The sequence below is a fragment of the Pseudonocardia spirodelae genome (genome assembly GCF_037727765.1).
In the GTDB taxonomy this organism is placed as follows: Bacteria; Actinomycetota; Actinomycetes; order Mycobacteriales; family Pseudonocardiaceae; genus Pseudonocardia; species Pseudonocardia spirodelae.
Genome location: NZ_JBBJUP010000001.1, coordinates 168,240 through 190,539 on the forward strand (window position 1 = coordinate 168,240; position 22,300 = coordinate 190,539).

The 22,300-nt window shown below is 73.8% G+C and carries 21 protein-coding genes; 12 read left to right on the forward strand and 9 right to left on the reverse strand.

Going from position 1 to position 22,300, the window contains the following annotated elements; all coding sequences use genetic code 11:
• Positions 1-41: 41 nt before the first annotated feature.
• Positions 42-698, forward strand: a complete 657-nt coding sequence (locus WJX68_RS00820) for a hypothetical protein (protein ID WP_340285495.1) — start codon at positions 42-44, stop codon at positions 696-698.
• A gap of 48 nt (positions 699-746) precedes the next feature.
• Here the strand turns inward: WJX68_RS00820 and WJX68_RS00825 are convergent, their stop codons facing one another.
• The 3 genes from WJX68_RS00825 to WJX68_RS00835 form a co-directional block, all read right to left on the reverse strand.
• Positions 747-2,501, reverse strand: coding sequence for a CocE/NonD family hydrolase (locus WJX68_RS00825; protein ID WP_340285497.1), 1,755 nt, complete (start codon positions 2,499-2,501; stop codon positions 747-749).
• Between the two features lie 143 nt (positions 2,502-2,644).
• Positions 2,645-3,601 (reverse strand): cyclase family protein, encoded by a 957-nt coding sequence (locus WJX68_RS00830; protein ID WP_340285498.1) that lies wholly within the window; start codon positions 3,599-3,601, stop codon positions 2,645-2,647.
• Between the two features lie 10 nt (positions 3,602-3,611).
• Entirely contained in the window at positions 3,612-4,568 is a 957-nt protein-coding gene (locus WJX68_RS00835; RefSeq protein WP_340285499.1) for an alpha/beta fold hydrolase, read from the reverse strand.
• Positions 4,569-4,867: 299 nt separating this feature from the next.
• On the opposite strand from WJX68_RS00835, the gene WJX68_RS00840 reads away from it, so the two are divergent.
• The 6 genes from WJX68_RS00840 (at position 4,868) to WJX68_RS00865 (ending at position 12,393) form a co-directional block, all read left to right on the forward strand.
• Complete coding sequence (locus tag WJX68_RS00840) at positions 4,868-6,196, forward strand: glucuronyl esterase domain-containing protein (protein WP_340285500.1); 1,329 nt, start codon at positions 4,868-4,870, stop codon at positions 6,194-6,196.
• A gap of 710 nt (positions 6,197-6,906) precedes the next feature.
• Positions 6,907-8,517 carry a peptide ABC transporter substrate-binding protein gene (locus WJX68_RS00845; protein ID WP_340285501.1) on the forward strand — a complete coding sequence of 537 codons (1,611 nt, stop codon included), beginning with the start codon at positions 6,907-6,909 and terminating at the stop codon, positions 8,515-8,517.
• 76 nt (positions 8,518-8,593) lie between these two features.
• Positions 8,594-9,520 (forward strand): ABC transporter permease, encoded by a 927-nt coding sequence (locus WJX68_RS00850; RefSeq protein ID WP_340285502.1) that lies wholly within the window; start codon positions 8,594-8,596, stop codon positions 9,518-9,520.
• Positions 9,513-10,415, forward strand: coding sequence for an ABC transporter permease (locus tag WJX68_RS00855; protein WP_340285503.1), 903 nt, complete (start codon positions 9,513-9,515; stop codon positions 10,413-10,415). The genes WJX68_RS00850 and WJX68_RS00855 overlap by 8 nt, the downstream gene beginning before the upstream one ends.
• Positions 10,415-11,392 (forward strand): ABC transporter ATP-binding protein, encoded by a 978-nt coding sequence (locus tag WJX68_RS00860; protein ID WP_340285505.1) that lies wholly within the window; start codon positions 10,415-10,417, stop codon positions 11,390-11,392. The genes WJX68_RS00855 and WJX68_RS00860 overlap by 1 nt, the downstream gene beginning before the upstream one ends.
• Positions 11,389-12,393 (forward strand): ABC transporter ATP-binding protein, encoded by a 1,005-nt coding sequence (locus WJX68_RS00865; protein WP_340285506.1) that lies wholly within the window; start codon positions 11,389-11,391, stop codon positions 12,391-12,393. The genes WJX68_RS00860 and WJX68_RS00865 overlap by 4 nt, the downstream gene beginning before the upstream one ends.
• 62 nt (positions 12,394-12,455) lie before the next feature.
• On the opposite strand, the gene WJX68_RS00870 is transcribed toward WJX68_RS00865, so the two are convergent.
• Positions 12,456-13,412 carry an NAD(P)/FAD-dependent oxidoreductase gene (locus tag WJX68_RS00870; RefSeq protein WP_340285507.1) on the reverse strand — a complete coding sequence of 319 codons (957 nt, stop codon included), beginning with the start codon at positions 13,410-13,412 and terminating at the stop codon, positions 12,456-12,458.
• Positions 13,413-13,473: 61 nt separating this feature from the next.
• Positions 13,474-13,797, reverse strand: a complete 324-nt coding sequence (locus tag WJX68_RS00875) for a hypothetical protein (RefSeq protein ID WP_340285508.1) — start codon at positions 13,795-13,797, stop codon at positions 13,474-13,476.
• Positions 13,798-13,876: 79 nt separating this feature from the next.
• On the opposite strand from WJX68_RS00875, the gene WJX68_RS00880 reads away from it, so the two are divergent.
• The 5 genes from WJX68_RS00880 to WJX68_RS00900 are packed head-to-tail and all read left to right on the forward strand — an operon-like array spanning position 13,877 to position 19,107.
• Positions 13,877-14,638: an alpha/beta fold hydrolase gene (locus tag WJX68_RS00880; protein WP_340285509.1), complete on the forward strand. Its 762-nt coding sequence runs from the start codon at positions 13,877-13,879 to the stop codon at positions 14,636-14,638.
• Complete coding sequence (locus tag WJX68_RS00885) at positions 14,635-15,078, forward strand: helix-turn-helix transcriptional regulator (protein ID WP_340285510.1); 444 nt, start codon at positions 14,635-14,637, stop codon at positions 15,076-15,078. Before WJX68_RS00880 ends, WJX68_RS00885 begins: the two co-directional genes overlap by 4 nt.
• 5 nt (positions 15,079-15,083) lie before the next feature.
• Positions 15,084-15,503, forward strand: a complete 420-nt coding sequence (locus WJX68_RS00890; RefSeq protein ID WP_340285511.1) for a VOC family protein — start codon at positions 15,084-15,086, stop codon at positions 15,501-15,503.
• 28 nt (positions 15,504-15,531) lie between these two features.
• Positions 15,532-17,883: an ATP-binding cassette domain-containing protein gene (locus WJX68_RS00895; RefSeq protein WP_340285512.1), complete on the forward strand. Its 2,352-nt coding sequence runs from the start codon at positions 15,532-15,534 to the stop codon at positions 17,881-17,883.
• Between the two features lie 36 nt (positions 17,884-17,919).
• Entirely contained in the window at positions 17,920-19,107 is a 1,188-nt protein-coding gene (locus tag WJX68_RS00900; protein WP_340285513.1) for an MFS transporter, read from the forward strand.
• On the opposite strand, the gene WJX68_RS00905 is transcribed toward WJX68_RS00900, so the two are convergent.
• The 4 genes from WJX68_RS00905 to WJX68_RS00920 form a co-directional block, all read right to left on the reverse strand.
• On the reverse strand, positions 19,089-20,060 hold the full coding sequence (locus WJX68_RS00905; protein WP_340285514.1) for a hypothetical protein: 972 nt from the start codon (positions 20,058-20,060) through the stop codon (positions 19,089-19,091). The genes WJX68_RS00900 and WJX68_RS00905 overlap by 19 nt on opposite strands.
• 178 nt (positions 20,061-20,238) lie before the next feature.
• Positions 20,239-20,502 (reverse strand): hypothetical protein, encoded by a 264-nt coding sequence (locus tag WJX68_RS00910; RefSeq protein WP_340285515.1) that lies wholly within the window; start codon positions 20,500-20,502, stop codon positions 20,239-20,241.
• 52 nt (positions 20,503-20,554) lie between these two features.
• Positions 20,555-21,010 (reverse strand): MarR family winged helix-turn-helix transcriptional regulator, encoded by a 456-nt coding sequence (locus tag WJX68_RS00915; protein WP_340285516.1) that lies wholly within the window; start codon positions 21,008-21,010, stop codon positions 20,555-20,557.
• 46 nt (positions 21,011-21,056) lie between these two features.
• Positions 21,057-22,241 carry an MFS transporter gene (locus tag WJX68_RS00920; protein ID WP_340285517.1) on the reverse strand — a complete coding sequence of 395 codons (1,185 nt, stop codon included), beginning with the start codon at positions 22,239-22,241 and terminating at the stop codon, positions 21,057-21,059.
• Positions 22,242-22,300 lie beyond the last annotated feature (59 nt).

Here is a 22,300-nt window from a genome sequence, read left to right on the forward strand (position 1 = left end):
TCGAAGCCGACGCCGGATTCCGCGAGAGCAGGTGTCGCCTCATGTTGCAGTCGATCGTCGATCTGTGCAGGGAGCTGACAGGGCTGGCCCGAGACCTCCTGCAGGTGTTCCGCAGGCGCACCACCGGCACGGAGGCCAGGCCCGCCCGGGCGCGGGTGTTCGGCGGGGTGGTCTTCCTGGTCATCCCCCTCCTGCTCGTCGCAGCGGCCGGGTTCGCCTACGGGTTGGGCAAACAGCCCGCCGAGATCTTCGGCGAGCAGGGACAGGGCGTCGACGTCGCGGGCTTCTGCAGGTCGTACGGATTCCCGGGTAACACCTTGAACTCGTGCTCGTCCCAGGTGGATCTGAACGCGGCGTGCAACTGGCAGCACGGACGATCCGATCTCCGCGTTCATTTCGACCCGCAGGCCGGGTCCTATCCGGGGCGTGCCGCGTGGAGTGCCCTGTGTTTCGACCCGGCCGGGAATTCGGTCGACCGGGACGGCATCAGCGACATGAGGGGCTTCTGCGCGAAAGAGTTCCCGAGCAGTAGCCAGGTGAGAGCGGTGGTCCTCGACGACCAGGGCGAGGAGAGCGAGAGCGGGGGGTCGTGGGTGTGCCAGTCGAAGATCGACATGGACCTCGCGTGCGCCTGGCAGTACCAGAACCGCGACATCGACGCACGCGAGGAGGACGGACGCTGGAGCTGCTACCAGTAGCGTGCCGGACGGCCCCGGGCGGCGTCGTCCGGCACACCCGCCGGAGCGTCACGGCAGCCGGAAGCTCGGGGCCACCGCCGCGGGCTGCGAGGCGTTCGTCAGGCGGTAGGCCTCCGCCCACGGCGCCGGCGTTCCGGGCACCGTCTCGTCCGCCGCCGGGTCGTCGAGCGCGAGCTGCAGCCGGGTCCCGTCCACCGTGACCGGGAGCCCGGACACCGTCGGCAGCCAGTCCTCCGACACCGGGACACCGGCCCGCACCGTGCCGACCTCGACGGCCAGCGCGTGCCCGGGTGCGAGCGTCCAGTCCATCGAGCGCAGCGGCAGCGACGTCGTCCCGGGTCGCAGCATCGAGACCTGCTGATCGACCATGACGGCGCTGCCGTCGGGCGCGACGTCGTGCAGGCGGACCATGACCGAGCCGGTGCCGCGGGCGGTCACGGCCGCGGTCGGGGTGCCGGTGAGCCGGGTCGCGGCCGCAACGGGCTCCGAGCGGCGCACGAACGACGAGGTCGCCCCGTCGTCGGTGTAGGTGCCGCCGTCGAGCCGCAGGTCCGCGGTGCGGTCCGCACGCGGCCACTCGGGCTCCGCCCGCCAGGCCCCGGTGCTGTCCTCGACGGCGAACGCCGGGTACCGCACCGTGGGCACGGTGCCCCGCAGGTGCTCGTCGTAGAAGGAGAACACCTCGTCGAACCAGCCCTCGCGGCCGATCTCCAGCCGGCCGTCGGCGGTGCGCTCACCGCCGCGCTTGTGGTCCCACTGCCCCAGCCAGGCGCGCTCGGGGCCCTCGTGGTGGGCGAGGAACTCGGCCATCCCGTCGGCCTCGGTGTTCCACTCCAGGAAACCCTGGGTGAGCATCAGCGGGGTCGTCGTGCCCTTCGCCCGCTCCGCGAGGTCGCGGACCGCCCAGCTCTGCGCCTCCGGGTCCGGCTCCATGTAGGACGCCGAGTTCAGCAGCGTGCACTCCGGGTGCGGACCGGTGGGGGTGTCCCACGCGGCGTTCGCGAGGTAGCGGGGGTCGTCGTCGGGCATCTGCGGCTGCGTGGCGACGGCGTTGTACACGGTCGGGACGGACACGATCGTCGCGCGGGGCACCCCGCCGGAGCGCATGTTGCGCTGGATGTCCCAGATCGGCTCCTGCGCGACGACGGCCTTCAGCGCCGGGTGGTTCAGGTTGTTGCCGACCAGGGCGGTGACGCCGTCGAAGGACTTGCCGTACATGCCGACGTTCCCGGTCGACCACGGCTGCGCCGCGGTCCAGTCGAGCGCGGCCCGGACGTCGGCCTGGTCGGCGGGCCCGCCGAGCGCCTCGGTGCAGCCGGTCGAGCCGCCGAAGCCCCGCGAGTCGACCATGACCAGGCCGTAGCCGCGCTCGAGCAGGCCGCCCTCGGTGACGAGGTCCGCGAACCGGGCCGAGGGTCCGGTGTGGGCGAACCCCTCGACGCTCAGCTGGCCGGAGTGGCCGAAGTAGCTGCCCACCGAGAGCACCACGGGGACGCGGGCGTCGGCGGGCAGGTCCTCGGGCAGCAGGACGTCGGCGTGCAGTTCGACGCCGTCGGCGGTGGGGAAGTAGTGCTGTGTCCACCGCGCGCCCTCGGGCACGCGGTCGTTGCGTGCGTGGGTCACCGACACGGTGTCCGACGCGACGGCCGCTCCGGGCGCGGCGGCGGCGTCGCTGCAGCCGGCGACCAGCAGCGTCAGGGCCAGGACGCCCGCCGTCGTCAGTGCCCGGGCCGTCCTGCCACGCCCCGCCGGGCCGTGCGGCTGTCGGGTGTCCCGGTCGTCCCGGCGGTCTCCGTCGCGCATCTCCCGCTCACCCTCCTGGGTCGGTTGCGCGGCACAGCTCACGGGATGCCGTTGCGGCACACACAAGCGTTGTGTGACGCAGGCCACGACAACGTGGCCGGTGCTCGAGGAGTGAGTGCCGAGCGGGCCCGGGTGCCGCGCGGTCAGAACGTCGCGATCGGGTTCACCGGGCTGCCCGACGTCCCCGCGAACCGCACCGGCGCGACGGCGAGCTGGAAGTCCCACTGGCCGAGCTCGGCCGCGGTCGTCGCGCAGGCCTCGAGGTCGCAGTTGTCCAGCAGCCACAGCCCCATCGCGACGAGCCCGACGGCGTGCACGGGCATGAGCACCTCGTCGTAGCCGGAGGGCTGCACGTCCTGCGGGGTGTCGGCCCCGATCAGCGCGACGCCGCGCTCGCGCAGCCACGGCAGGCACGACGCGTGCCAGCCGGCCTGCGCGAATCCGCCGGGCGGGCCCGCCTCGCGCAGCGCGCGGCCGTGCCCGGTCCGCAGGAGCACCGCGTCGCCGGGGCGCACCCGCACCCCCTGGCGGCGCTCGGCCTCCTCCAGGTCCGCCGGGTGCACGCCCTCGCCGGGCTCCAGCCACGCGACGTCGCGGGCGCGCGCGACGTCGAGCAGCACCCCGCGGGTGACGATCCCGTCCGCGGCCGCGGTGGCGGCCGCCCACGACGAGCCGGTGTCCGGGTCGACGAGCGTGTGCGGGCGGCCGTTGTACATCGCGCCGTCCCAGAACAGGTGGCACGGCGAGTCGACGTGGGTGACGGTGTTGCCGTGGAACGTCAGGCCCAGGCGTTCGGTGGAGAACCCCCAGCGGCGGTCGCCGTGGAAGGAGGCGGGCATGTTCTCCGCGCCGGGCATCTCCGCGGCGCACGGGCACGACGTCGTGGACCGCTCGGCGTCCCCGGGCACGGCGACCTCCCACGCGCACGACACGCTCCGGCCGTGCCGGACGGCGCGGGCCGCGTCGAGCCGGACGGCGTCGGTGACGAGGTTGAGGGTGCCGCGCTCGTCGTCGTCGCCCCAGCGGCCCCGGTTCGAGAGGCTCGCGAAGTATCCGAGCACCTCGGCCGGGGTGGGGAGCGGTCGGTCCGGGACGGTCACCGCCCGGACGCTAGCCGGTCGCCGTCCGGTCCGCGGGACCGCGGGCGGGCACCCGCGGGAGGCCGAGGATCCGGCGGCGGATCGACTCGCGGTCGCCCGGGGCCGGCGCGGTGCCGCCCACGAACTCCCGCAGCAGCGCCGCGAACCGCTGCGGCCGCTCGACGTGCGGGAAGTGCCCGGCGTCGTCGAACACCTCCAGGCGGCTGGCGGGCAGCCGCTCGTGCGCGGCGAGGGTGTGGGCGAGCGGGATGACGCGGTCGCGGGCGCCGCCCACCAGCAGCACCGGGACCTCGGCGAGCAGGTGCAGCCGCTGCGCCCCGTCGAGGCGCTGGCCCGACGGCTCCAGCGCACCGCGCGCGGTCCGCACGAACGCGGCCCGGGTGCCGCGGTCGGCGAAGGACTCCAGCGCGGTGTGCACGCCGTCGATGTCGGAGCGGGGCGCCCGCCCGACGCGGTGGGCGAGCCGGTGCGCCCCGCGGCGCAGCCAGGTCGGGGTGAGCGACGCCGCCGAGCGCAGCACCAGCTCCGAGCCCGGCAGGCTCGCCGCGCGCAGCGCCAGGGTGAGGTCGTGGCCCAGCCCGCCGGAGGAGACGAGCACGACCCGCTCGGTCAGCTCGGGGAACTGGTGGGCGAACTGCATCGCGACGCCGCCGCCGAAGGAGTGCCCGACGATCGTCACCCGGTCGACGCCGAGCGCGGCGAGCAGGTCGCGCAGGTCGGTGGCGAAGCCGCCCAGCGAGTAGTCGCCGCTGCGCGGCGCCTCGCTGGCGCCGTGGCCGAGCAGGTCGGGCGCGATGACGTGCATCCGGTCCCCGAGCGCGTCGAGGACCGGCTCCCACGTCCGCGAGCTGGCGGCCAGGCCGTGGACCAGCAGCACCGCGGGCCCGGCGCCGCGGCCCGCCTCCCGCACGCTGACCCGCTGCCCGTGCAACTCGATGTCCACTCCCACCTCCGCGCGGTCGCTCATGCCCTCCATGATCCGCCTCGCCGGCCCCGCCGACGGTGGGGTGCGCCGGTGTGATCCGGGCCGCGGGAGGGGGGTGCGCCGGTGTCGGAGCGTGTCCGGCGGGTGTCGGCCGTTCGCGCGTGCGAACCGGCTGCCGGGCCGCTGCGGTGCCGCCCGACCCACCGCAGTACCCGTATGTCACCTGCGGCGACACCTCGTGTGGCCGGAGTCATCCTTCAGGGGTGTGATCCCGTCGTCCGATCGGCGTGATCGTGCGGAACGTAGTTGTCGATCACCACCTTCTCGGTAGGTTCGCCGTCGTGTCCGCACCTCTGAGCCCGCGCACTCGTTCTCGCGCCCTGCAGTCCGCCCGGCGGGCGGCGACGTCGCTCGTCGTCGTCGGCGCGGTCGCCGCGGCCGGTCTGGTGGGCACGGCGGCACCGTCGAGCGTCCCGGTCGCCCCGGCGGCGTCCCAGGGGCCGCTGAACGACGTCCCGGAGCCGGTGGCCGGGCTCGCCGCCGCGGCCACGGTCACGATCGACGGCACGCAGTACCCGAACCCGCTGCGCCTGACCGACGGCACCGGTGTGACGACGGTCCAGCAGTGGGAGGGGACGCGCCGCGCCGAGCTCCTGGCCGCGTTCCGCGAGAACGTCTACGGGCAGCCGCTGCCCAGGCCGACCAGGCAGACCTTCGACGTGCAGTCCACGCGGGTCGGTGACGTCGTCCGCAAGAAGGTGACGATCGGCATCACCGGGCCGGAGGGCACGGGGTCGTTCACGCTGCGGCTGTTCGTGCCGGCGGGCGCCACCCCGCGCGGGACCTTCCTGATGATCGACCACCGCGGGTCGGTGACCGACGACCCGGGCCAGTCCTCGGACTACGCGCCCGTCTCGACGATCACGAAGGCGGGTTACGCGTTCGCCCAGATCGACGCCGAGCAGATCGCCCCGGACGACGGCGGCAGCTACCGCAGCAAGATGATCAACCTGTTCCACCCCTCCGGCGAGGACCTTCCCGACGACGCCGGCCGCGCCATCGCCGCCTGGGCCTGGGGTGCGAGCCGGGCGATGGACTACCTGCAGACCGACCGCGACATCGACCCCACGAAGATCGCCGTCATCGGGCACTCGCGCAGCGGCAAGGCCGCGCTCTGGGCGGGCGCGCAGGACACCCGCTTCGCCGCCGTCATCTCCAACAACTCCGGCTCGACCGGGGCCAAGCTCGCCCGCCGCGGCGACGGGGGAGTGGGCGCCGAGACCGTCTCGCGGGTCAACAGCTCCTTTCCGTACTGGTTCCCGAAGACCTACCAGGCCTACGGCGACAAGGTCGACGAGCTGCCCGTCGACCAGCACGAGCTGATGGGGCTGGTCGCCCCGCGGCGTCTGGTCGTCGCCAGCGCGAGCGAGGACTCCAACGCCGACCCCGAGGGCGAGTTCCTCGCCTACACCGCGGCGGCGAAGATCTACGACCTCTACGGCCTCGGTGACGACGGCCTGGGCACCACGGGCTGGAAGCCCACCGCCGACCGTGCCTTCGCCGGCCCGGCGATGAGCTACCACCTGCGCTCCGGCGGGCACGGCCTCAAGGCCGCCGACTGGAAGATCTACCTCGACGGCGACATGTTCTCCCGGCCCGCGAAGGGCTGAGCGGGACCCACGGACGGATCGGTACGCGCGTACCGATCCGTCCGTTTTCTGTTGGTCCTTCCGCAATCGCGTGGTCAAGCGTGTGACGTACGGGGAGCGGCCCCGTGGCGGGGTCGGCGCACGGCCACGGCCCGGCCGCCCCGCAGGTCGGGGTGGGTGCGGGACTCCTCGGCGACATCGCGCGCCCGCAATTCCGGGGCATTGTCCGCCGGTGCCCCGGAATGCATCCGCGGGGGCGGTCCGACGAGTCCGGTAGTCGGTCGTCACTGCTATTTTCCGGCGATGCGGGGAAATGGTGAGGAATCGATTTCCGGCGCCGGCGGCCGGGGCGTTCGCGGCGGCCGGATCGGCGGTGTCCGGGGGTGGCCTCCGTCGTCCGTGCTGCTCAGGGCGCCGAGTGTGCGTGCCCAGTGTGATTCTGGTCACTTCCAGGCTCTCGGAAATGCGCTGCGCAATGCAATGTTTCGTCCCGAACAATGGTGTGTGAATGGCGCCGACCTGCGGTGATGGAACGGCGCGTCGACAGGCGGTCGCGGCATCGGCACGGTTCGTCGCGACGCCATTCCCGTTGCTCGCCGCAATCGCGGCCGACGCAATGGATTCGTAACCGGGAACGCGCGATCGTGTGGCTACCGTGCGACCCGTCACCGACCACACCGGCCGTCCTCCCACCCCCGAGGCGCGGCCGCCCCGGACAGAACAGGACACAGATGCGATCACGTCGAGTCGCGGCCCTGCTCGCGCTCTCGCTCTCCTCCGCGCTGGTGCTCAGCGCGTGCGGCGGCGGGGGCGGCGGCACCACCGGCGATGCCCAGGGCGCACCCACGATCTCCGTCTACGGCACCGAGCCGGAGAACGCGCTGCTGCCGGGCAACACCCGTGAGGTCGGCGGCAGCAAGATCCTCGACGCGCTGTGGTCCGGCCTGGTCGACTACGACCAGCAGGGCCGGCCGCAGAACAAGATGGCCGAGTCGATCGAGTCCACCGACTCGCAGAACTGGACCATCCGGATCAAGGACGGCTGGACCTTCCACGACGGCACCCCCGTCACCGCGACGAGCTTCGTCGACGCCTGGAACCACGTCGCGCTCAAGACCAACGCCCAGTCCAGCTCGGAGTTCTTCTCCGCCATCGCCGGGTTCGACCAGGTCAACCCGGACGAGGGCGAGCCGACCGCGCAGGCGATGTCCGGGCTGCAGGTCGTCGACGACCGCACCTTCACCGTGGCGCTGACCGAGCCGTCGCCGATCTTCGTCAACACCCTCGGCGACGTCGCGTTCTACCCGATGCCGGAGTCGTTCTTCGCCGACCCGGCCGGGTTCGAGGCCAACCCCATCGGCAACGGCCCGTTCCGCTTCGAGTCCCGCGTGCCGGACCAGAACGTGACCGTCACCCGCTACGAGCAGTGGGGCGGCGAGCAGCCCGTCGCCGTCGGCGGCGTCGAGTTCCGCTTCTACGCCGACTCCGAGGCCGCCTACCAGGACGTCGTCAGCGGGAACCTCGACTTCCTCGAGAGCATCCCCGGCTCGTTCCTGATCGACAACCTGTACCAGCAGGACCTGGCCGACCGGAACGGCAACCAGCCCTACGCCGGCATCAACACGATGACGTTCCCGGTCTACGACCAGCGCTACGCCGACCCGCAGCTGCGCCAGGCGATCTCGATGGCCGTCGACCGGCAGGCGATCATCGACAACGTCTACAACGGTCTCGTGCAGCCCGCCACCGGCTTCATCCCCGAGGGCGTCCCCGGCAAGGTCGACGACCAGTGCGGCGAGCTCTGCGAGTTCTCCCCGGAGCGGGCCAAGCAGCAGTTCGACGCGTCCGGCTTCACCGGCCCCGTCGAGCTGATCTCCAACGTGGACTCCGCGATCAACCGCGAGTGGATGCAGGCCGCCTGCGTCAGCATCAGCAACACCCTCGGCGTGCCGTGCAACTTCGTGCCGGTCCCGACCTTCTCGGAGTTCCTCGACCAGCGCCGCGCCGAGAACCTGACCGGCATCTTCCGCTCCGGCTGGGTCGCCTCCACCCCGACCATGGAGTACGTCCTCGCCCCGCAGTACACGACGGGCGCGGCCAACAACAACAGCGGCTACAGCAACCCCCGCTTCGACGCCCTCGTCCGCCAGGGCTCGACGGCGGCCACCCCGGAGGAGGCCCACGCCCTCTGGGCCGAGGCCGAGCGGCTGCTGATCCAGGACATGCCCGCCGTCGCGATCAACGACCAGTCCGCCCAGTTCGGCTGGTCGCCGCGGCTCGCCGACGTCGAGCTGACCTACGGCCGCGAGCTGGACCTGGAGAAGGTCACCGTCCAGGAGTGACCCCCGCTCCGCACCACCACCCGCACCGGCGGCCGGGCGATCCCCGGCCGCCGGTGCACGTACCCGGAGGTGACCCGTGGGGCGCTATGTCCTGCGACGACTCCTGCAACTCGTGCCGGTGTTCCTCGGCACCACGTTCCTCATCTACTTCATGGTCTGGGCGCTGCCCGGCGACCCGCTCGCCGGCAAGTGCGGCGACCAGACCTGCCCGCCCGCGTTCGTCGAGCGCATGCGCGAGGAGTACGGGCTGGACCGCTCGATCGTCGTCCAGTACCTGACCTACCTCGGCAACCTGCTGCGCGGCGACTTCGGCGAGAACTTCCGCGGCCAGGAGGTCGCGACGCTCATCGCGAACGCCTACCCCGTCACGATCAAGCTGGCCGTGGTCGCGCTGGTCATCCAGGCGATCATCGGGCTGACCGCCGGCGTGCTCACCGGGCTGCGCCCGGGCGGCTTCCTCGACAACGTCGTGCTCACCGCGACCCTGTTCCTGGTCGCGGTGCCGGTGTTCGTCACCGGGTACGTGCTGCAGTCCGTGCTCGGGCTGCGCCTCGGGCTGATCCCGCCGACCGTCCCGGCCGACCCCGGGTTCGTCGACCTGATCGTGCCCGGCTACGTGCTCGGCAGCCTGTCGCTGGCCTACGTGGCCCGGCTGACGCGGACCTCCATCGCGGAGAACCTGCGCGCCGACTACGTGCGCACCGCGACGGCCAAGGGACTGACCCGGAGCCGCGTCGTCGGCGTGCACCTGACCCGCAACTCCGCGATCCCGGTGGTCACCTTCCTCGGCGCGGACTTCGGCACGCTCATGGGCGGCGCCATCGTCACCGAGGGGATCTTCAACGTCCGCGGGATCGGCGGGCTCATCTTCGGCTCCATCCAGCGGCTCGACGGCGTCGTCGTCACCGGTGTCGTCGTGCTGCTCGTGATGATCTACCTGCTCGCGAACCTCGTCGTGGACATCACCTACGCCCTGCTCGACCCGAGGATCCGCCTTGACTGACCCCACCACCGCCGTCGGGACGGGTGGCCGCACCCGCAGCCTCGGCGCCGACGCCTGGCACGACCTGCGTCGCCGCCCGCTGTTCCTCGTCGCCGCGGGCCTGATCACGTTCCTGCTGGTCATGGCCGCGTTCCCGCAGCTGTTCACCTCGGTCGACCCCACCGTCGGCGACCTGTCCCGGGCCCGCGAGGACCCCTCGGCGCAGGCCTGGTTCGGCTACGACCACCTGGGCCGCGACGTGTTCGCCCGCACCGTGTACGGCACCCGCGTCTCGATCGTCGTCGGCGTGCTGGCGACGACGGCGGTCGTGGGAGTCGGCGCCGTCATGGGCCTGGTCGCCGGGTTCGCCGGCGGCTGGGTCGACGCCCTGCTCGCCCGCATCGCCGACGTCTTCTTCGGCCTGCCGTTCATCCTCGGCGCCATCGTCGTGCTGGCCACGTTCCGCGCGTCGGTCGGGCAGAGCGTGATCGGGATCAGCGGGCTGGTGATCGGCACGATCGGCCTGCTGTCCTGGCCGATCGTCATGCGGATCATGCGCTCGGCCGCGATCTCCGCGCGCAGCCAGGACTACGTCAAGGCCGCCCGCGCCCTCGGCGCGAGCCCGTGGCGGATCATCTACCGGCACATGCTGCCCAACACCATCGCGCCGGTGATGGTCTACGCGACGATCGCGCTCGCCGCGTTCATCGGGGCCGAGGCGACGCTGTCCTACCTCGGCGTCGGCCTGCGCGACCCCGTCGTGTCCTGGGGCGTGATGATCAGCGAGGCGCAGAGCTACCTGCGGACCTCGCCGCACCTGCTGCTGTTCCCCGGCGCGTTCCTCGTCGTCACCGTGCTGGCCTTCGTGCTGCTCGGCGACGCGGTGCGCGACGCGTTCGACCCGAAGGGACGCTGATGGCCACGCCTCTGCTCGAGGTGTCCGACCTGCACGTCGAGTTCCGCACCCGGGACGGCGTCGCGACCGTCCTCAACGGCGTGAGCTACCACGTCGACGCCGGCGAGACGCTCGCCGTGCTCGGCGAGTCCGGCTCGGGCAAGTCGGTCACCGCGAACACCGTCATGGGCATCCTGCCGACGCCGCCGGCCCGCGTCACCGCGGGCGCGGTCCGCTACCGCGGCGAGGAGCTGCTCACCGCCTCCGAGGAACGCCGGCGCGAGCTGCGCGGCGAGAACGTCGCGATGATCTTCCAGGACGCGCTGTCGGCGCTGAACCCGGTGTTCACCGTCGGGTTCCAGATCGGCGAGCAGCTGCGCACCCGGCGCGGCATGAGCCGCCGCGACGCGCGGGCCCGCGCCGTCGAGCTGCTCGACCTGGTCGGCATCCCCGGGGCGGCGCAGCGGGTCACGAACTTCCCGCACGAGTTCTCCGGCGGCATGCGCCAGCGCGTCATGATCGCGATGTCGCTGGCCCTGGACCCGGACGTGCTCATCGCCGACGAGCCGACGACCGCGCTCGACGTCACCGTGCAGGCCCAGATCATGGACCTGCTCGCCGACATCCAGCGCGAACGCGAGATGGGGCTCGTCCTCATCACCCACGACCTGGGAGTCGTCGCCGAGGTCGCCGACCGGATCGCGGTCATGTACGCGGGCCGGATCGTCGAGCAGGGCGACGTGCACTCGCTGTTCGCGAACCCGGCGCACCCCTACACCGAGGCGCTGCTCGCGTCGATCCCGCGGCTGGACGGCACGGGCACCGAGCTCCGCGCGATCAGCGGCCTGCCGCCGACCCTGACCGACATCCCCGACGGCTGCCCGTTCCACCCGCGCTGCCCGCGCGCGGTGGAGCGCTGCCGGTCGCTGGACCCGCCGCCCGTCCCGCTGCCCGGCGGGCGCGTGTCGGCCTGCCTGCTCGCGGAGGACCTCGTATGACCGAGCCGATCCTCGAGGTCGAGAACCTCGTGAAGCACTTCCCGGTCAAGGTCGGTGCGGTCGTCAAGCGCACCGTCGGGCACGTCCGCGCCGTCGACGGCGTCTCGTTCACCCTGGGGAAGGGGGAGACGCTCGGCATCGTCGGCGAGTCCGGCTGCGGCAAGTCGACCCTCGCGCAGGTGCTGATGCGCCTGGAGCCGCCGACCTCGGGCGCGGTGCGCTTCCGCGGACAGGACATCCTCGGCAGGAAGGGCGCCGCGCTGCGGGCGCTGCGCCGGCAGATGCAGATCGTCCTGCAGGACCCCTACACCTCGCTGAACCCGCGGATGACGGTCGCCGACATCGTGGGGGAGCCCTTCGAGATCCACCCCGAGGTCGCGCCGAAGGGGGAGCGGCGGGCGAGGGTGCAGGAGCTGCTCGACGTCGTCGGGCTCAACCCGGACTTCGTCAACCGCTACCCGCACCAGTTCTCCGGCGGGCAGCGCCAGCGCATCGGGATCGCCCGCGCGCTGGCCCTGCGCCCGGAGGTGATCATCTGCGACGAGCCGGTGTCGGCGCTGGACGTCTCCATCCAGGCGCAGGTGATGAACCTGCTGGGCAGCCTGCAGCGCGAGTTCGGGCTGTCCTACGTCTTCATCGCCCACGACCTGTCCGTGGTCCGGCACCTGTCGGACCGGGTCGGGGTCATGTACCTGGGCAAGATGGTCGAGCTCGGGACCGTGGAGCAGGTCTACACGCGCGCCGCGCACCCGTACACCCAGGCGCTGCTGTCGGCGGTACCGGTGCCCGACCCGGCGGTCCGGGAGGGACGGACGCGGATCCGGCTCACCGGCGACGTCCCGAGCCCGGTGGACCCGCCGAGCGGGTGCCGGTTCCGCACGCGGTGCTGGAAGGCCACCGACGTCTGCGCGAGCGAGGAGCCGGAGCTCGCCGGGCGGCCCGGGGTGCAGCACCCGAGCGCCTGCCACCACGCGGGCGAGGAGTACCTGCTGCCGACCTGAACGGGCGGCCCGGCCCGCCGCAGCTCGTGCGGGACGGACCGACGACGGGCACGCCGTCCGGGCTAGATCCGGGCGGCGTCGCGGTGCCGCGCCACGGCCGCCACGGCGTCGGCCTCGACGAGGTCGCCGTTGATCGCGGCCCCGGCGAGCGCACCGGCCGCGGCCGCCGCGCCGACCTGCGCCATGAGGTCGGTGACGTTGCCCGCGACCCACACGCCCTCGACCTCGCTGCGCCCGGTCCCGTCGGCGACGAGGTGGTGGCCCGCCCCGCTCGGGTGCTCCACCGGCACCAGGCCCAGCTCGTCGAGGAAGCCGGCGCGGGCCTCCATCCGCGTCGCGACCGCCACCACCGCGCAGGGCACGACGCCGTCGGCGGTGCGCAGCCCGCCGACCGCGCCGTCCGCCGTGCGCACCACCTCCAGCACCGGGCCGTCGACGACCCGGATGCCGAGTGCGTCGCACCGCTCGCGCTGCTCGGGGGTCGGCGCCACGGAGTGCGCGACGAACACCAGGTCCGCGGACAGCTGCCGGAACATCAGGGCGTGGTGCATCGACATCGGCCCGACGCCCAGCACAGCGATCGGGCGGTCGCGGACCTCCCAGCCGTGGCAGTACGGGCAGTGCACGACGTCGTCGCCCCACCCCTGCGCCAGGCCGGCGACGTCGGGCAGGACGTCGGTCAGCCCCGTCGTGACGAGCAGCCGTCGCGCACCCAGGACGGCGCCGCCGGCGAGGGTCACGGTGAACCCGTCGCCGTCGCGGCGGGCGCCGACCACCTCGCCGGCGACGACGGTGCCGCCGTAGCGGCGGACCTCCGCGCGGCCGGTGGCGAGCAGCTCGGCGGGGGCGGTGCCGTCGCGGGCGAACAGGCCGTGCGCGGCGGCGGACGCGGCGTTGCGGGGCCGTCCGGAGTCGACGACGGCCACCGACCGGCGGGAACGGGCGAGCATCATCGCGCCGTTCAGGCCGGCCGGGCCGCCGCCGACCACGACGACGTCGTACTGCTGCGGTGTGGTCATGCGACCACCCTGACGACCGCCTGGCCGGAACGGCAAATGTCATTGCTGTTCCGGCAACGCGTCAGCGGAGGCGCAGCCGGGCCAGGTCGTCGCCGGTGAGCCGCAGCGTCCGCGGGACCGGCCCGGGGTACTCGGGCGCCACCGTCACCGCGTCCGGCGCGACCTCCACCAGCCGCACCGCGACGGGCCCGTCGCCGTCGTCGAGCTCCCAGCGCTCGGCCAGGACGGCCAGGCCCTTCTCGCGCAGGTGGCGCCGCGCCTCGTCGGCGTCCGCCGCGTCGTGCAGCGGGTGGCCGAACACCGTGCACGACCGGAACCCCCCGTCGTGGGCGTGCACCACCCCCACGATCTCGCCGTCCTCGCGGAACACCTGCTCGCTGCTCATGACCGTCCTCCTTCCGCCGGCGACGGTAGGGGCGCCCGCGTCGCGGCGCCTCCGGTTTCCGGCCTGGCAGGATCGCGGCATGCCCCTGCACGTCCACCACGCCGGCGACCCGGCCGGCCCGCCGGTGCTCGCCGTGCACGGCGTCACCGGACACGGCCTGCGCTTCGCGCCGCTGACCGCGGCCCTGCCCGGGCTGCGCTGGATCTGCGTCGACGTCCGCGGGCACGGCCGGTCGCCGTGGGCGCCGCCGTGGAACCTGGAACACCACGTCGAAGACGTGCTGGAGGTGCTCGACGCGCAGGGCCTCGACCGGGCCGCGGTCGTCGGGCACTCCTTCGGCGGGGCGATCGCGGCCCGTCTCGCCCGCACCGCGCCGGAGCGCGTCACCCGGCTCGCGCTGCTCGACCCCGCACACGGCCTCGACCCGCAGGACATGCTGGACTCCGCCGAGGGGGCCCGCGCCGACGAGGCCTTCGCGACCCCCGACGACGCCCGCGCCGCCAAGGCCGCGACCTGGGCGGACGTGGCGCCCGAGCTCGTCGGGGCCGAGGTCGCCGAGCACCTGGAGCACCGCGCCGGGGCCTGGCGCTGGCGCTACAGCCGCGCCGCCGTCGTCGCCGCCTGGGCGGAGATGGCCCGTCCGGCGGCCGTCCCGCCGGCCGGGACCCCGACCCTGGTCGTACCGGCCCGCCGCGCCGACTTCGTCTCCGACGACTGGCTCGCGGCCTGCCGCGCCGCGCTCGGCGACGACCTCGCCGTCGTCCCCCTCGACACCGGCCACATGGTCTACCTGGAGCGGCCCGGCGAGGTGGCCGCGCTGCTCGCGGAGTTCCTCGGGTGAGCGCCCGCGACGAGGAGCACCTGCGCGAGCTCGCGCGGCTGCGCCGCGTCCGCGACCGCATCGACCGCGAGTACGCCCGCCCGCTCGACGTCACCGAGCTCGCCCGCGCCGAGCACGTCTCGGCCGGTCACCTCTCGCGCGCCTTCCGCCGCGCCTACGGCGAGTCGCCCTACAGCTACCTCATGACCCGGCGCATCGAGCGGGCCATGGCGCTGCTGCGCCGCGGCGACCGCAGCGTCACCGAGGTGTGCTTCGACGTCGGCTTCTCCTCCCTCGGCACGTTCAGCACCCGGTTCGCCGAGCTCGTCGGGATGCCGCCGAGCGCCTACCGGGCCGCCGCGCGGGGCGGCGCGGCCGGGCTGCCCGCGTGCGTGGCCAAACAGGTCACCCGACCGGTCAGGAATCGAGAAGCACCGGGGCCCGGGACGTCCCTAGCGTGAACGCCATGACGAACGACGCGATCACCATCCACTCCGGTTTCCTCCCGCACACCGACCCCGAGGCCTCGCTGGCCTTCTACCGCGACGCGCTCGGCTTCGAGGTCCGCCTCGACGTCGGGCAGGGCGCGATGCGCTGGCTGACCGTCGGCCCGCCCGGCCAGCCCGACGTCGCGATCGTCCTCGCGCCGCCGGCGGCGGACCCCGGCATCACCGACGACGAGCGCCGCACCATCGCCGAGATGATGGCCAAGGGCACCTACGCCGCCGTCCTGCTCGCCAGTAACGACCTCGACGCCGCGTTCGACAGGCTCCAGGCCAGCGGGGCCGAGGTGGTCCAGGAGCCGGTCGACCAGCCCTACGGCGTGCGCGACTGTGCCTTCCGCGATCCCGCGGGCACGATGGTCCGGATCCAGCAGCGGCCCTGACCGGGCCGGACGGGGGGAAGCAGCACCGATGCACGCAGCCGACAGCCACGACCTGATCCGGGTGCACGGCGCTCGGGAGAACAACCTGCGCGACGTCTCCGTCGAGCTGCCCAAGCGCCGGCTCACGGTGTTCACCGGGGTGTCCGGCTCGGGCAAGAGCTCGCTGGTGTTCTCCACGATCGCCGCCGAGTCCCAGCGGATGATCAACGAGACCTACAGCAGCTTCGTCCAGGGGTTCATGCCGAACCTGGGCCGCCCCGACGTCGACCTGCTCGACGGGCTGACCACCGCGATCATCGTCGACCAGGAGCGGATGGGCGGCGACGTGCGCTCCACCGTCGGCACCGCCACCGACGTCGGTGCGCTGCTGCGGATCCTGTTCAGCCGCCTCGGCACGCCCTACGCGGGCCCGGCCAAGGCGTTCTCGTTCAACGTCGCGACGATCAGCGGGTCCGGCGCGGTCACCGTCCGCAAGAACGGGCAGCAGGTCAAGGAGCGCCGGGAGTTCGAGATCGTCGGCGGCGCCTGCCCGCGCTGCGAGGGCCGCGGCTCGGTCTCCGACTTCGACCTCACCGCCCTCTACGACGACTCGAAGTCCATCGTCGAGGGCGCCCTGACGATCCCGAACTACTCCGTCGACGGCTGGTACGGCCGGATCTTCGCCAACTCCGGGTTCTTCCCCGGCGACAAGCCGATCAGCAGCTTCACCAAGCCCCAGCTGAACGCGCTGCTCTACAAGGAGGCCACCCGGATCAAGGTCGACGGCATCAACGTCACCTTCGAGGGCCTGATCCCACGCATCCAGAAGTCCTTCCTCGCCAAGGACCGCGAGTCGATGCAGCCCCACATCCGGGCCTTCGTCGACCGGGCCATCGTGTTCCGCACCTGCCCGGACTGCGCGGGCACCCGGCTCTCCGAGCTCGCGCGCTCGTCGAAGATCGGGGGCATCTCCATCGCCGACGCCTGCGCCATGCAGATCTCCGACCTCGCCGCCTGGGTCCGGGAACGGGACGAGCCGTCGGTGGCGCCGCTGCTCGGCGCGCTGGGGGACACGCTGGACTCCTTCGTCGAGATCGGGCTCGGCTACCTGTCGCTGGACCGGCCATCGGGCACGCTGTCCGGCGGCGAGGCCCAGCGCACCAAGATGATCAAGCATCTGGGGTCCTCGCTGACCGATGTCACCTACGTGTTCGACGAGCCCACGATCGGACTGCACCCGCACGACATCGACCGGATGAACGACCTGCTGCTGCGGCTGCGGGACAAGGGCAACACCGTGCTCGTCGTCGAGCACAAGCCGGAGACGATCGCGATCGCCGACCACGTCGTCGACCTCGGCCCGCGGGCCGGGGCCGACGGCGGGCAGGTCGTCTACAGCGGCGACCTCGACGGGCTGCACCGCTCCGGCACGCTGACCGGGCGGCACCTGGAGTACCGGGCCTCGCTCAAGCCGTCGGTGCGCACGCCGCGCGGGCACCTGGAGATCCGCCGGGCCGACACGCACAACCTGCGCGAGGTCGACGTCGACGTCCCGCTCGGGGTGCTGACCGTGGTCACCGGGGTGGCCGGGTCCGGGAAGAGCTCGCTGATCCACGGCTCGGTCGCCGGGCGCGACGGCGTGGTCGTCGTCGACCAGGGGGCGATCAAGGGCTCGCGGCGCAGCAACCCGGCCACCTACACCGGGCTGCTGGAGCCGATCCGCAAGGCGTTCGCGAAGGCCAACGGCGTCAAGCCGGCCCTGTTCAGCGCCAACTCCGAGGGCGCCTGCCCGAACTGCAACGGTGCCGGGGTGATCTACACCGACCTCGCGATGATGGCGGGCGTCGCCACCACCTGCGACGTGTGCGACGGCCGCCGGTTCGACGCCTCGGTGCTGGGCTTCACCTTCGGCGGGCGCGACATCAGCGAGGTCCTCGCGATGCCGGTCGCCGAGGCCGAGAAGTTCTTCGGTGCCGGCGAGGCCCGGGTCCCGGCCGCGCACCGCGTCCTGGAACGGCTCGCCGACGTCGGGCTCGGCTACCTGACCCTGGGCCAGCCGCTGACCACGCTGTCCGGCGGCGAGCGCCAGCGGCTCAAGCTCGCGGTGCACCTGGGCGAGTCCGGCGGCACCTTCGTCCTCGACGAGCCGACGACCGGGCTGCACCTGGCCGACGTCGAGCAGCTGCTGGCGCTGCTGGACCGGATCGTCGACGGCGGCCGGTCGGTGATCGTCATCGAGCACCACCAGGCCGTCATGGCGCACGCCGACCGGATCATCGACCTCGGTCCCGGCGCCGGCCACGACGGCGGCCGGGTCGTGTTCGAGGGGACCCCGGCCGAGCTCGTCGCGGACCGCTCGACGCTCACCGGGCAGCACCTCGCCCGCTACGTGGGGGCCTGAGCGACGCGGCGGTCCCGGGAGCCGGAGGATGGCGGCGTGACACCGGTGCTGACGTTCCTGTTCGCCCTCGCGGGCGGCGCCGCCGTCGGGAACCTCTACTGGGCCCAGCCGCTGCTCGACGTGATCGCCGCCGACCTCGGCGCGTCACCGGCCGCCGCGGGGTGGCTGGTGACCCTGACCCAGATCGGCTACGCCGCGGGCATCCTGCTCGTCGTCCCGCTCGGTGACGTGCTCGACCGCCGCCGCCTGGTACCGGCCATGATGGGGCTGAGCGCGCTGGCGCTGCTGGCGTGCGCGGCGGCGCCGGGCTTCGCGGTCCTGCTGACGGCGCTGTGCGCGCTCGGGCTCTGCACGGTGGCCGGCCAGCTGCTCACCCCGCTGGCCGGCGACCTCGCCGATCCCGCGCGGCGGGGCCGGGTCGTCGGCACGGTCGCGTCGGGGCTGCTCACCGGCATCCTGGTGTCCCGCGCGGTCAGCGGCCTGGTCGCCGGGGCGGCGGGCTGGCGGACGGTCTACGTCGCGGCCGCGGTGCTGGACGCGGTGCTCGCGGTGGTGCTGCTGTGGCGCGTCCCGGCGGACCGGGCGCGGGACCGGGTGCCCTACGTGCGGCTCATCGGGTCGGTGTTCGCGCTGGTCCGCACGGAGCGGACGGTCCGCTGGACGCTGGTGCTCGGGGCGTGCGGGTTCGGGGCGTTCACCCTGTTCTGGACGGCGCTGACCTTCCTGCTCAGCGCCCCGCCGTTCGGCTACCCGGTCACGGTGATCGGGCTGTTCGGGCTCGCCGGGCTGGCGGGGGCGCTGGCCGCGCAGCGGTCCGGACGGCTGCACGACCGCGGGCTGTCGCTGCCGGCCACCGGGGTGGCCTGGGTGCTCGCGCTGGCCGCGTTCGCGGTGGCCGCGGCCGGGGCCCGGTCGGTGCTGCTGATCCTGCTCGCGATCGTGCTGCTCGACGTCGCGGTGCAGGGGCAGAACCTGCTCAACCAGTCGCGGCTGTTCACGGTCTCCGCCGGGGCCCGCAGCCGGCTCAACACCGCCTTCGTGGTGGGCAACTTCGTCGGGGGAGCCGCGGGGTCGGCCGCGGCCGGCCTGCTCTGGACGGCCGGGGGCTGGCCCGCGGTGTGCACCGCGGGCGCCGTGGTGTCGGTCGTCGCGCTGGGGGTGTGGGCGCTCGGCCGGCGGGGGCCGCTCGTGGCCGGGCCCGTCGCTCAGGGCAGCGGGACGTAGGGCCAGGTCGTGGTCGGCCGGGGGCCCGCGACGCGGACCGGGCGGCCGGGCACCGGCGTGCCGGTGGCCACGCCGTACACGACCGCGGCGGCGTCGTCGCCGAGGTCGCGCCCGTTCCAGCCGGCGAACCCGAAGCACGCCGGGGTGCCGATCGTGTACCGCAGCACGTCGGGCAGCAGCCGGTCGGCGACGCGGCGCGCGTAGGCCCGCGGGTCGCCGACCGCGCCGCCGGCGGCGACGACCCGCTCGGTCTTCTTCGCCAGCAGCCCGCCGAACTCGGCGCGGTCCGAGGACGGCCGGCCCCGGCCGAGGTGCTCGCGCAGCGGGGCGTCGAGACCGGCGTAGACCTCGGCGAGCAGCGGCAGCCCGCGACGACCGGGCGGGCCGGAGCAGCCCGGCGCGGGTGCGGTGGTCGTCCAGACCCCGATGCGTCCGGCCGCGCGGATCGCGACCGGGGCGAGCACCGCGTCGGGGACCTCCAGGACGATCGCGGTGACCGGGGCGGGCGACGGCGGTGCGGCGGGCAGGTCCCGGGCGGGTGGCACGACCGGCACCCCGTGCTCGACGGCCGCGCCCACCGCGGCCAGCAGCACGGGATCGGCCGGGGCGGGGCCGGCGGCCGGACCGACGCGCAGCCGCAGCCCGTCGGTGCCGGCGAGCGTCGTGCCGGTCCGCCCGGCGGCGACGACCGTCCCGCAGGCGTCCGGGTCGTCGGCCGCGGCCCCGGCCATGCGGCGCAGCACGACCGGCCGGGCGCCGTCGGGTCCGTCGGGCCCCTCGGCGACGATCCGGTAGGTCAGGTCCTCGACCGCGTCGCCGTCGCCGTCGACGCGCAGGTCGTAGGCGGCGCCGGGCACGAGCTCGGGCGTGGTGAGGGCCAGGACGGTGCCGCGGCGGCCGCGGAACACGAACAGGTCGGCGACCCGTGGGCAGGGGCCGGTCTGCTGGGTCATGCGCACGCTCCGCGCTCGCGGACGCCCGCCGACGGTCGTCGCGGCCGCGCCCTGTCCTGCTCGAACGGCCGTCCCCGACCGGTTCGGTCGTGCGCAACCGGAGCGGAGGGGCGGGCATTCCGGGACCGCGGCCCCGGGCCCCGGCTTCATCAGTAATCGGTACCGGGGGCCGTCCGGCTCAGCCCGCGGGCCGGCCCCGCAGGGCGTCGCGGATCTCGCGCAGCAGCACCGTCTGCTCCTGCACCGCGGAGATCAGCGCGGTGATCTGGTCGTCGCCGTGGCGCATCTCCTGGTAGAGCGCGCTGACCGCGTACGCCGTCGCCGCGGTGTGGCCGTCGGTGGCCTCCGCGAAGTCCTGTGCCCGGTCGGCGGACTCGAGCAGCTCCAGGGCGTGCTCGATGACGTGCTGTCCGCTCTCGCGGTGGCTCTGCGGTTCCGGCATGTCCGGATCGTACCCACTCGGGTGATCCGTCCCGGCCGGTCCGCCGGGCCGGCTACCGGGCGGGAGCCGGCTCCGACGCCCCGATCGCGGCGACCAGGTGGGCCATCTCGGGGTTCGCCGCGGCCTCGGCGAGCTCGGCGTGCAGCACCTCGTTGTGGGTCGGGCGGGCCCGCTCCAGCAGGGCGGACCCGGCCTCGGTCACCTCGGAGTAGATGCCGCGCCGGTCGGTGGGGCACAGGTAGCGGGCCAGCAGGCCGCGGTCCTCCAGGCGGGTGACCAGCCGCGTCGTCGCGGACTGGCTCATCGCCATCGCGGTGCCGAGCTGGGTCATCCGCAGGTGGTGGGCGTCCTGGCGGTCGAGGAGCTCCAGCACGCCGTACTCGCTCACCGACAGGTCGTGCCCCTGCTGCAGGGCCCGCTCGAGCCGGGACTCGATCCGGGCGTGCAGGACGGCGAGCAGCCGCCACCCGTGCACCTGACCCTCGACCTCGTCATCGGGCAGCGACACCGGCACTCCTTCCGTCCGTCCCGAGGGTACGCGGGCCCGCCCCGGCTCAGGCGGTGCCGGCGGCCACCGCGTCCGCGGTGTCGCGGCGGGTGCGGGCCTGCCCGGCGACGGTGGCGCCGACGAGCACGGCGAGCCCGGCCAGGGTCACGGCCGCGCCCGTCCAGAGCGGGGAGGTGTAGCCCAGGCCCGCGGAGATGGTGAGCCCGCCCAGCCACGCCCCGAGCGCGTTGCCGACGTTGAACGCGGCGATGTTGGTGCCGGAGGCCATCGTCTCGTGGTCGCCGGCGTGACGCATGATCCGCAGCTGCAGGCCCGGCACGGTGGCGAAGCCGAACGCACCCATCAGCACCAGCGCGACGACCGTCGCGACCTGCGAGGCGGCGGTCATGGCGAACACCGCGAGCACCACGGTGAGTGCCGCCAGCAGCGCGATCAGCGTGCGGTCCAGCGCGCGGTCGGCGGCCCGCCCGCCCACCAGGTTCCCGGCGAACAGCCCGACGCCGAACACGACGAGCAGCCACGGCACGGTGCTCGCGGCGAAGCCGGACACCTCGGTCAGGGTGTAGGCGATGTAGGTGAACCCGCCGAACATCCCGCCGAAGCCGAGCACGGTGACCAGTGCGGACAGCCACACCTGCGGGCGCCGGAAGGCGGTGAACCCGTCGGCGACGCCCTGGCCCGACGGCGGTGTGGCCGGCACCAGGAGCCGGATCCCGGCCAGCGCGACGACCCCGATCGCGGTGATGGCCCAGAACGTGGAGCGCCACCCGTACGCCTGGCCGAGGAAGGTCCCGAACGGGACGCCGAGCACGTTGGCCGTGGTCAGGCCGGCGAACATGATCGCGATGGCGCCCGCCCGGCGGTCCGGGGCGACCAGGTCGGCCGCGACGACCGCGCCGACGCCGAAGAACGCGCCGTGGCAGAGCGCGGCCACGATCCGCCCGGCGAGCAGGACGCCGTAGGAGGGGGCGAGCGCCGACATGAGGTTGCCCGCCACGAACAGCACCATGAGCCCGAGCAGGACGGTGCGCCGGTCCAGGCGGGCGAGCGCGGCGGTGAGCCCGATCGCGCCGACGGCGACGCTCAGGGCGTAGCCGGAGATGAGGTAGCCGGCGACCGGCTCGCTCACCGCGAAGTCCGCCGCCACCTCGGGCAGCAGACCCATGATCACGAACTCGGTCAGCCCGATGCCGAAGCCGCCGAGTGCGAGTGCGACCAGTCCGAGAGGCACCGGTCACTCCTTTCCGCGTCGTTACAGGGTTACGGGCTCAACGCTGCAACCCGCGTCAG